This is a genomic window from Stenotrophomonas sp. 169, from assembly GCF_014621775.1.
Classification (GTDB): Bacteria; Pseudomonadota; Gammaproteobacteria; order Xanthomonadales; family Xanthomonadaceae; genus Stenotrophomonas.
Genome location: NZ_CP061204.1, coordinates 2,650,609 through 2,662,415, shown reverse-complemented (window position 1 = coordinate 2,662,415; position 11,807 = coordinate 2,650,609). Strand labels below are relative to the sequence as shown.

The following is an 11,807-nucleotide window of genomic DNA, read 5'->3' as shown; positions in this document are numbered from 1 at the left end:
CGTGAGGAGCACCGGCCGTCAGATGCCCGGTTTGCCGCCGCCATTGGGATGGAACTCGGAGAACGTGGCCGTCTTCGGATCGAACACCGCACCCCAGAACATCGCCCCGCCATCGCAGGCGCGGATCGCTTCGCGTGCCGGATTGATCGTGCTGTTGTCCGGCAGGTGGAAGGCGTTGACGTAGATCAGCTCGCTGCCGCCGGCCTCGATGCCGACGTACTGGCGATCGAAATCCTGCGGCGCCGCGACACGGGGCTCCAGTTGCGCAAGTTGCGCTTCGAGCTGCTCCACCTGCTGGCGACTGGGGGCCCAGTAACCGGTGACCCGGCCCTCGTCGCGCCCCGGGCTGGGGCGCGAGCACGTGTCCAGCACCTGCGCGGCAATGACCGGCCGGGTCACCACCCACGATTGCCCTGTCTTGATCGCCGTCGGCACGCTGGGCGGCCCTTTCACCGTGCTGCAGCCCGCCAGCAGGGCAACCGCCACCAGCGGCAGCGTTTTCCACATCATGTTGCTCACAGCACCTCCGAAGCGTAGTCGGCCAAGCGCGAACGTTCGCCCCGGCGCAGGGTGATGTGCGCGCTGTGCGGCCAGTTCTTGAAACGGTCCACCGCGTAGGTCAGGCCCGAGGTGGTCTCGGTCAGGTACGGCGTATCAATCTGCTCCACGTTGCCCAGGCAGACGATCTTGGTGCCAGGGCCGGCGCGGGTGATCAGGGTCTTCATCTGCTTCGGCGTGAGGTTCTGCGCCTCGTCCAGGATCAGGTAACGCGACAGGAACGTACGGCCGCGCATGAAGTTCATCGAGCGGATCTTGATCCGGCTGGCCAGCAGGTCGTTGGTTGCCGCCCGCCCCCACGAACCGCCTTCGGAAGGCTGGGTCAGCACTTCCAGGTTGTCGGTTAGCGCGCCCATCCACGGCGTCATTTTTTCTTCTTCGGTACCGGGCAGGAAGCCGATGTCTTCGCCCACGCTGACCGTCGCACGGGTCATGATGATTTCGCGGTAACGCTGCTGGTCCAGCGTCTGCGCCAGGCCCGCAGCCAGCGCCAGCAGGGTCTTGCCGGTGCCGGCAGTACCCAGCAGGGTGACGAAGTCGATGTCCGGGTCCATCAGTGCATTGAGGGCGAAGTTCTGTTCGCGGTTGCGCGCGCTGATACCCCATACGGCATGGCTGCCGTGGCGGAAATCATCGACCAGCGACAGCGTGATCCTGTCTCCGGCGACCTTGCTGACACGCAGCTCGACTTCGTCATCACCGGGCAGATGGACGTACTGGTTCGGGTACCAGTCTTCGGTCTCATGCGCTTCCACTTCGTAATGCGTGCGGCCCTTGTCGCTCCAGCTGCGCAGGTCGCTGCCGTGCAGCTTCCAGAAGTCTTCCGGCAGCTCGGTGGCGCCGGTGTAAAGCAGGCTGAAATCATCCAGCGCGCGGTCGTTTTCGTAGTCTTCGGACACGATGCCTGCGATCGCTGCCTTGATCCGCAGGTTGATGTCCTTGGACACGAACACCACCGGAACTTCCGGCGTCTCCTCGTTCAAGGCCAGGATCGCGCCCAGGATGGCGTTGTCCGGGATGACCTTGCCAAAGCTCTTGCCGGCATCGAAATGGCTGGTCTGGAAGCGCAGCTTGCCCGCACTGTGCTTGCCACGCAGCTGCAGGCCGTTGGGCAGCTGCAGGGGAATGCCTTCGGCGAGGTTGTCCAGCCCCGACGCCTGCACCAGTTCATTGAGGAACCGGCTTACCTGGCGTGCGTTGCGGCTCGCTTCAGAGGTGCCCTTCTTGCCATTGTCCAGTTCTTCGATCACCTGCATCGGCAGGTAGACATCGTGCTCCTCGAATTTGAACAGCGCGGTGGGATCGTGCATCAGCACGTTGGTATCCAGCACGTAGATGCGCTTGCCTCGGGTCATCATCGGTTCCTGGTGGACGGGCAGGGAAAAATCACCACAGCCTGCAGGGCAGGGTGGTGACGGACGAAGTAGGCGATGGGAGTCACTGTGCTTGGGCGGCCTTCAGCGCGTCGAGAACCGCATCGGCATGGCCGGCTACCTTCAGCTTGCGCCACGACTGCACGATGCGGCCTTCCGGCGAGATCAGGAATGTGCTGCGTTCGATGCCGCGCACCTGCTTTCCGTACATGTTCTTCAGCTTGATCACATCGAACGCAGCGCACAGCGCCTCATCCGTGTCGCTGATCAGTGGGAAACGAAATCCCTGCTTCGCGCAGAACGTGTCGTGCGACTTGACGGAATCCCGGGACACGCCGAGCACGCGGGCGCCGAGCTGTTCGAACTGCGGCAGCCGGGCGTTGAAATCGATCCCTTCGGTGGTGCAGCCGGGAGTGCTGTCCTTCGGGTAGAAGTAAAGCACCAGCCACGAGCCGGAAAAATCGGCGAGGGTGGCGTGATCGCCGCCGGACAGCGCCAGCGGCAGGGAGAGGGTGGTGCGGTCCAGGGTGTCGCCGTTGTCCATATGTTCCTTGTGCCGAACCGGGTTCTGGCCAATCGACTGAATGCCACTACACCTGCACGCTGCTACAGCTTCATGAAACATCGCGCACCCGTGACGAACGCGCGAAAAACCGTCAGAACTTCATCGGGTCCATGATCGCATCCAGGTTCAGATGGTCGCAGAACTCCAGGAAGTCATCGCGCAGCGCGGCGATGTGCATGGCAGCGGGCACGCCGACGGTGACCTGCGCGCTGAACATTTCCGCGCCGGTCTGCATGGCCCGGTAGCGGGTGCTCTGCAGGTTTTCGATGGTGATGCCTTGGCGGTCGAAGAAATCGGCCAGCTGGAACAGGATGCCGGGCTTGTCGGCGGCAATCACTTCCACGATGTAGGGCAACAGGTTGGACTGTGCGCCTTTCGCTTCGGTGCGGTACCAGACCAGCTTCAAGCCTTCTTCGCGCTCCAGCCGCGTCAGCATGGCTTCCAGCTTGGCGACCGAATCCCACGAGCCGGTGGCCAGCGCGGTGACCGATACATCGCGGCCCACGGTGGACAGGCGGGCGTCGACCAGGTTGCAGCCGCTATCTGCGATGCGGCGGGTGACAGGCAGCAGGGGGGACTCCGGATGCGTCGTATAGGCGTTGATCAGGAGGTGGTTTTCGCTCGGCGAAGGGCGCGGGGTGGTGTCGGTCAAGGCGATTCCGGGGTAATGCGTGCGTGAGTCTGAATGCCCGCAACGGGCGGGGATTCACCGGTGACCAGCATACTTGCCCGCGCTTTCGCGCCGCAAGTAACATGCAGGGCGCATCGGAGCTTTCCGGCCCCGCCGCGTCTCCCCTACAGCCAAGAGCAGCACGCCTTGTCCCTTTCCGGTCTCATCACCGCGCTGGCGACCCCGTTCCGGGCCGACGGTTCCCTCGATATCGATGGTTGGCAGCGTCTGCTGCGCCTGCAGCTGGAAGGAGGCGTGCACGGCGTTGTCGTGGCAGGTTCCACCGGCGAAGCCTCCACCCTGTCCGACGACGAGTACGACCAGCTGCTGGCCAGCGCGGTCGCGCAGGTCGCCGGTCGGCTGCCGGTATTGGCCGGTACCGGCCTGTCGGGCACCGCCAGGACGATCGCCCAGACCCGGCGCGCGGCGGCGGCCGGCGCTACCCACGCGCTGGTCGTCACCCCCCCCTACGTGCGTCCCACCCAGGCCGGCCTGATCGCGCATTACCGCGCGGTGGCGGACCAAGGCGGGCTGCCGGTGGTCCTGTACAACGTGCCGGGCCGCACCGGCTGCGACATGCTGCCGGACACGGTGGCCGAGCTGGCCCAGCACCCGAACATCGTCGGCATCAAGGAAGCGGTGGGCGAGGCCGGCCGCGTGCAGGCCCTGCTGGCGCTGCGTGCGCCGGGCTTCGTGGTGCTCAGTGGCGATGACGGGACCGCGTCGCGTTCCATCCAGGCCGGCATGGAGGGGTTGATCTCGGTGGGGTCCAATGCCTTGCCGGGCGCCTATCGCCGCCTGTGTGACCTCGCCGCCGCGCATGACCCCGCCGCCGACAGCTGGGACGCGCGACTGCAGCCGTTCCATGATTTCTGCGGTGTTGAATCCAACCCGATCCCGGTGAAGGCGCTGCTGCGCCGGATCGGCATCGGACACGACCTGCGCCTGCCGCTGCTGCCCCTGTCGGCAGCGCACCAGCCCGCTGCCGAGCAACTGGCCGGTGATATCGCCGCGCTTGAAGCCCTTTCCAGCCACTGATCCCCACGTGGCGTCCCAGGAGATTCCCATGCGTCAATCCACTACTACCTTCCGCGTGCTGTCCATCGCGTTCCTTGCCCTCGGCACCGTCGTGGCGACCACCGGTTGCTTCAAGAAGGGCGCGAAGGGCGATTACGCCCTGGCCCCGGAAATGCGTCCGCTGGAAGTGCCGCCGGATCTGACGGCACCGGCCGGTGCGACCGCCGCAGGTGCATCCGCTGGCACCAGTTCCGCGCTGGCCTCGCAGGCCAACCGTCCGGCGGCGCCCGCCGTTGCCGGTCAGGCGCCTGCCGCCCCGGCCAACAGCGCGTCCGGCTTCAACGTCAGCACCGCCAAGGATGCCGCGTTTGGGGCCGTCGGCACCGCGCTGGAGGGTACCGACGGCGTGCAGATCGTCACCCGTGCCCAGCTGCTGGGTTCCTACGACGTCGCCTTCGAAGGCAGCAACTTCCTGGTGCGCGTGGTGGCCGTGAACGGCGGTTCGTATATTTCCGCTGTTGACCCGCGCGGCCTGCCGGCCACCGGCGACGCACCGGTGAAGCTGATCGCTGCACTCAAGGCGAAGCTGGCCCCGTAAGCCACGTCGGACCCTGTCCACGCCGAGCATGCCGGGCGTGGATGGGCTGATGGCGGCCTGAAGGTGGCTGGGTGCGTTGGGTCGGGTTGGGTTTGGTTTGGTTTGGTAGAGCCGACTTCAGTCGGCTGCACCTCGCTTCAGCCGACTGAAGTCGGCTCTACCAGGCGGCCCCATCGGTCGGCCCCACACGTAGGCCCATCCGTAGGCCCCACTGGTCGGCCCCACCCGCCGGGTATTACGAAAAAGGGCGCCCTCGGCGCCCTTTTTTTGCATCGCGCCTGTCTCAGCGCTCCAGCAGCTTCAGCTTGTCCGGCTTGCCGTCCCACTCTTCTGCATCGGCCGGCGGATCCTTGCGCACGGTCAAGACCGGCCAGTCCTTTGCCAGTTCGGCATTCAGGCTGACGAACACTTCCTGGCCGGCGGGCACGTCGTCTTCGGGGAAAATCGCGTTGACCGGGCATTCCGGCTCACACAGGGTGCAGTCGATGCACTCGTCCGGATCGATCACCAGGAAGTTGGGGCCTTCGTGGAAGCAATCCACGGGACACACTTCCACGCAATCGGTGTGTTTGCACTTGATGCAGTTTTCGGTGACGACAAAAGGCATAGGGGGAGAGGCAGATCCGTCTTCAAGCCCGCAATTCTAGAACAGGTTGGGCGTGGGTGCTGGTCGAACGGATAAACCCCTTCGCGGCCACGACACAGCGGCGCGTCGTGGTGGTCGGGCGGAGGGGCTTGGCAGGACACGCCGCAAGTACGTCCCTGTAGGCTGCGTCGCCGCATCCATGCGGCTCAGCGTCCTGCCAACCCCCTCCGCCCGACCCTCTGACAGGGTGCGGGCGCGGTGGGTGGCCGCGACGAAAAAAGAAAGAAAAAAAAAGAGCAGGGCAGGGCACTGCGCGGCCCGGCGCGGCCTGTGCTTTTGCCGCAGTGCACATTGCCAATCCGAAAACAGCGGGCAACACTCGATGTCTAGCGGTAGACATTTTCGGAGGCGGGGGTGCGGGAGCAAGGCGGTGAGGCAGCAGGACCCGTTTATCTGGGTATCGATGCGGGGACGCAGAGCCTGAAGGTGCTGGCTTACGACTCTGCCCTGCGGCAGGTGGTGGCCCAGCAGGCACGTGAACTGGGACTGGTCAGTGCCGATGACGGCACCCGCGAGCAGGACGCAGGTGAGTGGATCCGTTGCCTGCAGGCCTGCGTGTTGGCGCTGCCCGCGGACATCCGGTCGCGGGTACGCGGCTTGGCCGTATCGGGCCAGCAGCACGGCTTCGTGCCCGTGGCTGCCGATGACAGCGTGCTCGGTCCGGTAAAGCTCTGGTGCGACACCAGCACCACCGCCGAATGTGACGACATCACAGGGGCGATGGGCGGTGAAGCGGCGTGTATTACGGCCGCAGGCAATCCGCTGCGTGTGGGCTATACGGCCTCGAAGCTTCCCTGGACCCGGCAGCATCGTCCGGAGGTCTATGTGGCGCTGGATGGCATCCTGCTGCCACACGACTACCTCAACCTGTGGCTCACCGGCGAGCGGTTCATGGAGTGCGGCGATGCCTCGGGTACCGGCTGGCTGGACGTGCGCTCGCGCACCTGGTCTGCCCCGTTGCTGGCGGCCACAGATGGCACGCGGGACCTGCGCGCGCTGTTGCCGCCGCTGGTCGCGCCTGATGCCACGTTTGCCTTGCAGCCGGCCACGGCACAGGCGCTGGGCCTGCCCGCTGTTGTGCGCGTGGCGGTCGGTGGTGGCGACAACATGATGGCGGCGATCGGTACCGGCGCGGTGCGCGAAGGCCGCCTGAGCATGAGTCTGGGGACATCCGGCACGCTGTTTGCCTGGCGCGGAAGCCCGACGATCGACCCGCAGGGACGCTGGGCCGCCTTCTGCGCGTCCGATGGCGGCTGGTTGCCGCTGATCTGCACCATGAACTGCACCGTGGCCACCAACCAGGTCGCGCAGTTGCTGGGGCTGCACCGTGGTGACGGCGAGCAGTTGATGGCGGCCAGCCAACCCGGTGCCGGTGGCCTGGTGCTGCTGCCGTTCTTCAACGGCGAGCGCAGCCCGGACCTGCCGCTGGCCAAGGGCGCCTTGCATGGCATGGATCTGCACAACCTCACCGCGGCGAATCTGTACCGCGCTGCGATGGAGGGCGCCAGCTTCAGCCTGCGCCTGGGCTACGACGCACTGTGCGAGGCCGGGCTGCAGGGCGAGCGGATCATGCTCACCGGCGGCGGCGCCAACAGTGCCGCTTGGCGTCAGTTGATCGCCGATCTTTTCCAGTTGCCGGTGGAGGTACCGCTGCAGACCGAGGGCGCGGCCTTCGGTGCGGCGCTGCAGGCGCTGTGGGCCTGCGACGGTGCAGGGCATGAAGGCAACGCACTGCAGGACATCGTCGACGCGCACGTGGTCTTCGATCCCCGGCTGTCCGCCCGGCCGGACCCGGCACGCGGTGCGCTGTATGTGCGTGCGTACCAACGTTTTGCCCACCATCTGCAGGAACTGTTGCCGCTGTACCGGCAGCGCCTGCCCTGATTCCCCCAAAAGGATGTCGACCATGAGTGCTTCGTTCCACGTTGGCCAACGCGAGTTCTTCCCGGGTATTGGCCGGATTCCCTTCGAGGGACGTGATTCCGACAATCCGCTGGCGTTCAAGGTGTATGACGCAGACAAGCAGATCGGTGGCCGCAGCATGGCCGAACACCTGCGCTTCGCCGTTGCGTATTGGCACAGCTTCTGCGGGGCAGGGCACGATCCCTTCGGCCCGGGTACGCGGGCGTATCCGTGGGACCAGGGGGCCACGCCGCTGGCGCGTGCCGAATCCAAGGCGGACGCGGCCTTCGAGTTTTTCACCAAGCTGGGCGTGCCGTACTACTGCTTTCACGACGTCGATCTGGCGCCGGATGCCGATGACATCGGCGAGTACCGGGACAATCTGGCGCACATGGTCGAGGTGGCACGCGAGCGGCAGGACAAGACCGGCATCAAACTGCTGTGGGGCACGGCCAACCTGTTCTCGCATCCGCGCTACATGAACGGTGCGGCGACCAACCCGGACTTCAGCGTGGTGGCGCGCGGCGCGGTGCAGGTGCGTGCGGCGCTGGATGCCACGGTCGCGCTGGGTGGCAGCAATTACGTGTTCTGGGGCGGCCGCGAGGGCTATTCGTGCCTGCTCAACACCGACATGAAGCGCGAACAGGCGCATCTTGCGCGGTTTTTGACAGCGGCCCGCGATTACGGGCGCAGTATCGGCTTCACGGGCACCTTCCTGATCGAACCCAAGCCGATGGAGCCGATGCACCACCAGTACGACTTCGACAGCGCCACCGTGGTCGGCTTCCTGCGCGCGCATGGCCTGGACAAGGACTTCAAGCTCAACATCGAAGCCAACCATGCCACCTTGTCCGGGCACACCTTCGCGCACGATCTGCAGGTAGCTTCCGACGCGGGCCTGCTGGGCAGCATCGACGCCAACCGCGGCAACCCGCAGAACGGCTGGGACACCGATCAGTTCCCCACCGACATGTATGACGCGGTGGGGGCGATGCTGGTGGTGCTGCGGCAGGGCGGATTCGCCGATGGCGGCCTGAACTTCGATGCAAAGGTACGTCGCGAATCAACAGATCCGCAGGACCTGTTCATGGCCCACATCGGCGGCATGGACGCGTTTGCCCGCGGCCTGGAGGTCGCCCATGCACTGCTCACGGCATCGCCGCTGGAGCAGTGGCGCAGCGAGCGCTATGCCAGCTTCGACCAAGGCCCCGGTGCCGCGTTTGCCCAGGGGCAGCTGACCCTGCAGGACCTGTGTGCCCATGCACAGCAGGCCGGCGAGCCGCGCCAGCGTAGCGGACGGCAGGAAGCGTATGAGAATCTGCTCAACCAGTACCTGCTGCGCTGAGCAGCCGGCGTCCACCGCAACCGGATAAACCCATGTCCACAGCGATACCTGCATCCGTCGGCACGCGCGGAGAGAACACGGCTTTCATCGTGCTGATCAGCTGCGTGGCCACCATTGGCGGCTTCCTGTTCGGCTTCGACAGTGGCGTCATCAACGGCACCGTCGATGGCCTGCGCGCCGCGTTCAATTCCAGCGAAGCGGCGCTGGGCTTCGAGGTGGCCTCGATGCTGCTGGGCTGCGCCATCGGTGCATTCCTGGCCGGGCGGCTGGGGGACCGGCTGGGCCGGCGCGGGGTGCTGATCATCTCCGCGGTGCTGTTCCTGCTGTCCGCGCTGGGAGCTGGCGCCGCCCATGTATCGTGGCTGTTCGTCACGGCGCGCGTGGTGGGGGGCTTTGCCGTCGGTGCTGCCAGCGTGATGGCCCCGGCCTACATCGCCGAGGTCGCCTCGGCACGCTATCGCGGCAAGCTGGCGACGGTGCAGCAGATCGCGATCATCAGTGGGCTGTTCGCGGCGTTCCTCAGCAACTATCTGCTGGCCCGCGCGGCGGGCGCCTCCACCGAAGCCTTGTGGCTGGGGCAGGAGGCGTGGCGGTGGATGTTCTGGATGCAGGCCATCCCGTCGTTGCTGTTCCTCGCGCTGCTGCTGGTGATTCCCGAAAGTCCGCGCTTCCTGGTGGTGAAGGGGCGGCGCGAGCAGGCGGCCTCCGTGTTGACGCGGCTGTACGGAGCAGCCGAGGCGCAGGCCAAGCTGGGCGAGATCGAAGCCAGCCTGTCGCAGGACCAGCACACACCGTCCTTTGCGGATCTGACGGATCAGGGCACCGGCAAGCTGCGCCGTATCGTGTGGGTGGGTATCGGCCTGGCCGTATTGCAGCAGCTGGTCGGTATCAACGTGGTGTTCTATTACGGCGCGGTGCTGTGGCAGGCGGTCGGCTTCTCGGAAAGCGATGCATTGCTGATCAACGTGCTGTCCGGTGCCCTGAGCATCGGGGCGTGCCTGGTCACCGTGCTGCTGATCGACCGCATCGGTCGCAAGCCATTGCTGTGGATCGGCTCGGTGGGCATGGCGGTGTCCCTGGCGCTGATGGTGGTGGCGTTCTCCAGCGGCAGCCTGGTCGACGGCAAACTGCAGTTGTCCGATGGCATGGGCCGTCTGGCGCTGGTGGCCGCCAATGTCTACGTGGTGTTCTTCAACATGTCCTGGGGCCCGGTGATGTGGGTGATGCTGGGGGAGATGTTCCCCAACCAGATCCGGGGCTCGGCGCTGGCCGTGGCGGGCGCGGCACAGTGGACGTCGAACTTCGCGATCACCGTGAGCTTTCCGGTGCTGCTGACCGGGATCGGGCTGGCCGGCGCGTATGGCATCTACACGGTGGCCGCGTTCCTCTCCATCTTCTTCGTGCTGCGCTACGTGCGCGAAACGAAGGGCAAGGAGCTGGAGCAGATGGAGGGCTGAGGTGCGGTCGGCCGAGGGTCGACCGTTTTCTGCGGCGGCGGGATGTAGTGCGTGGTGCAGCCGGCTGAAGCCGGCTCTACCGCCGGCTCTACCGGGTGCGGCAGCAGGGTCTGGACGCAGAAAAGCCCGCTTTTGGCGGGCTTTTTGCTTCCTGCTGCAGTGACTGGTGCTCCCTAGGGGACTCGAACCCCTGTTTTAGCCTTGAGAGGGCCACGTCCTAACCATTAGACGAAGGGAGCGTTTGAAGTGTCACTGCCGGGGCAGGCGCGCTAGTATATGCATCTCGATGCCATTGGGCAATCCCGAAACTTCAACCGGAAGCGCCAACATCATTTCCTCCGTGACAACTCCCATAAGCCTGCGCGTCATCCCGCGCGACCAGCACACCATCTCCCGCAAGGACATCAGCCCGAACGCACTGCGCGTGCTGTACCGCCTGCGTGATGCCGGCTTCGGCGCCTACCTGGTAGGCGGTGCCGTGCGTGACCTGCTGGTCAATGGCCATCCCAAAGATTTCGACGTGGCCACCGACGCCACGCCCGAGCAGGTCAAGCAGCAGTTCCGCAACTGCCGGCTGATCGGCCGCCGTTTCCGCCTGGCCCATGTAGTGTTCGGCCGCGAGATCATCGAAGTGGCCACCTTCCGCGCCAATCTTGATGATGGCAGCGGTGACCGCGAGATGGACAACGGCATGCTGGTGCGCGACAACGTGTACGGCTCCATCGAAGAGGATGCGATCCGCCGCGATTTCACCTGCAATGCGTTGTATTACGCGGTCGAGGATTTCTCGGTGCGCGACTACACCGGTGGCTTTGAAGACGTGCAGGCGCGCCTGATGAAGCTGATCGGCGACCCTGAGCAGCGCTATCGCGAAGATCCGGTGCGCATGCTGCGCGCGATCCGCCTGGCGGCCAAGCTCGGTTTCCAGATTGAAGAGAAGACCGCCGCGCCGATTCCGCAGCTGGCGAACCTGCTGAACGAAGCCGCGCCCGCACGCCTGTTCGAGGAAGTGCTGAAGCTGTTCCTGTCCGGCCACGGCGTGGCCAGCTTCGAGGGACTCGAGCGCTATGGCTTGTTCGACGTGCTGTTCCCGGAAAGCGGCAAGGCGCTGCGCTCCAACCGCAGTGGCGCGCTGCGCCGCATGTTGATCGAAGGTCTGGCCAACACCGACCTGCGCGTGGCCAATGATGAGCCGGTGTCGCCGTCGTTCCTGTTCGCGCTGCTGCTGTGGCCGGCGTTCTGCCGTGCCCAGGCCAGCCTGCTCAAGCAGGGCGTGGCTGAAGAAGAGGCGCAGCGCCGTGCGGCTGATCGGGTGACCCTGCACCAGCTGACCACCGTGGCGCTGCCGCGCCGGTTCTCCCTGCCGATGCAGGAGATCTGGTTGCTGCAGGCACGCTTCGGATCGCGCCAGCGCAAGAGGGTGTTCCGCACCCTGACCCACCCGCGCTTCCGCGCCGCCTTCGATTTCCTGATCCTGCGCCAGGTGGCGTCCAGCGAGCACGCTGCCGACGTGGCGTTCTGGCGCGAGGCACAGCAGCAATCCGGCCGCGAGCTGGAGACCACGCTGGACGATATCCACGAGCAGGATGACGCCAGCGAAGAGGACGCGCCGCGCAAGCGTCGTCGTCGCCGTCGTCGTCCGGAAGGTGCCGCCTCCGCGCCGGCGGAATAAGTCG

Annotated in this window: 11 protein-coding genes and 1 tRNA gene; 6 read left to right on the top strand and 6 right to left on the bottom strand. The window is 65.8% G+C overall.

Annotated features, from left to right (window positions below; translation table 11 throughout):
- Positions 1–18 precede the first annotated feature (18 nt).
- From ICJ04_RS11515 to ICJ04_RS11500, 4 genes are all read right to left on the bottom strand, one after another.
- Positions 19–510, bottom strand: coding sequence for a hypothetical protein (locus ICJ04_RS11515; RefSeq protein ID WP_188327309.1), 492 nt, complete (start codon positions 508–510; stop codon positions 19–21).
- Positions 511–515: 5 nt separating this feature from the next.
- Complete coding sequence (locus ICJ04_RS11510; protein WP_188324390.1) at positions 516–1,913, bottom strand: PhoH family protein; 1,398 nt, start codon at positions 1,911–1,913, stop codon at positions 516–518.
- A gap of 82 nt (positions 1,914–1,995) precedes the next feature.
- Positions 1,996–2,475 (bottom strand): peroxiredoxin, encoded by a 480-nt coding sequence (locus tag ICJ04_RS11505; RefSeq protein ID WP_188324389.1) that lies wholly within the window; start codon positions 2,473–2,475, stop codon positions 1,996–1,998.
- Positions 2,476–2,587: 112 nt separating this feature from the next.
- Positions 2,588–3,148, bottom strand: a complete 561-nt coding sequence (locus ICJ04_RS11500) for a glycine cleavage system protein R (protein ID WP_223202868.1) — start codon at positions 3,146–3,148, stop codon at positions 2,588–2,590.
- A gap of 165 nt (positions 3,149–3,313) precedes the next feature.
- Between ICJ04_RS11500 and dapA the strand changes: the two genes are divergently transcribed.
- Both dapA and ICJ04_RS11490 read left to right on the top strand, forming a co-directional pair.
- On the top strand, positions 3,314–4,204 hold the full coding sequence (gene dapA / locus ICJ04_RS11495; protein WP_188324388.1) for a 4-hydroxy-tetrahydrodipicolinate synthase: 891 nt from the start codon (positions 3,314–3,316) through the stop codon (positions 4,202–4,204).
- 28 nt (positions 4,205–4,232) lie between these two features.
- Positions 4,233–4,781, top strand: a complete 549-nt coding sequence (locus tag ICJ04_RS11490) for a hypothetical protein (protein ID WP_188324387.1) — start codon at positions 4,233–4,235, stop codon at positions 4,779–4,781.
- Between the two features lie 283 nt (positions 4,782–5,064).
- Here the strand turns inward: ICJ04_RS11490 and fdxA are convergent, their stop codons facing one another.
- On the bottom strand, positions 5,065–5,388 hold the full coding sequence (fdxA, locus tag ICJ04_RS11485; RefSeq protein ID WP_188324386.1) for a ferredoxin FdxA: 324 nt from the start codon (positions 5,386–5,388) through the stop codon (positions 5,065–5,067).
- Between the two features lie 393 nt (positions 5,389–5,781).
- Here fdxA and xylB point away from each other — a divergent pair, with 393 nt between their 5' ends.
- From xylB to ICJ04_RS11470, 3 genes are read left to right on the top strand one after another with little or no spacing between them, the layout of a single operon-like run.
- A complete protein-coding gene (gene xylB, locus ICJ04_RS11480; protein WP_188324385.1) occupies positions 5,782–7,311 on the top strand; it encodes a xylulokinase in 1,530 nt (509 codons plus the stop codon).
- A 22-nt stretch (positions 7,312–7,333) separates the two neighbouring features.
- Positions 7,334–8,674 (top strand): xylose isomerase, encoded by a 1,341-nt coding sequence (gene xylA, locus ICJ04_RS11475; protein WP_188324384.1) that lies wholly within the window; start codon positions 7,334–7,336, stop codon positions 8,672–8,674.
- A gap of 32 nt (positions 8,675–8,706) precedes the next feature.
- Positions 8,707–10,131: a sugar porter family MFS transporter gene (locus ICJ04_RS11470; RefSeq protein ID WP_188324383.1), complete on the top strand. Its 1,425-nt coding sequence runs from the start codon at positions 8,707–8,709 to the stop codon at positions 10,129–10,131.
- A gap of 164 nt (positions 10,132–10,295) precedes the next feature.
- Here ICJ04_RS11470 and ICJ04_RS11465 read toward each other — a convergent pair.
- A tRNA-Glu gene (locus ICJ04_RS11465) sits at positions 10,296–10,370 on the bottom strand.
- Between the two features lie 53 nt (positions 10,371–10,423).
- On the opposite strand from ICJ04_RS11465, the gene pcnB reads away from it, so the two are divergent.
- Positions 10,424–11,803: a polynucleotide adenylyltransferase PcnB gene (gene pcnB, locus ICJ04_RS11460; RefSeq protein ID WP_188324382.1), complete on the top strand. Its 1,380-nt coding sequence runs from the start codon at positions 10,424–10,426 to the stop codon at positions 11,801–11,803.
- The last annotated feature ends 4 nt before the right edge of the window (positions 11,804–11,807 follow it).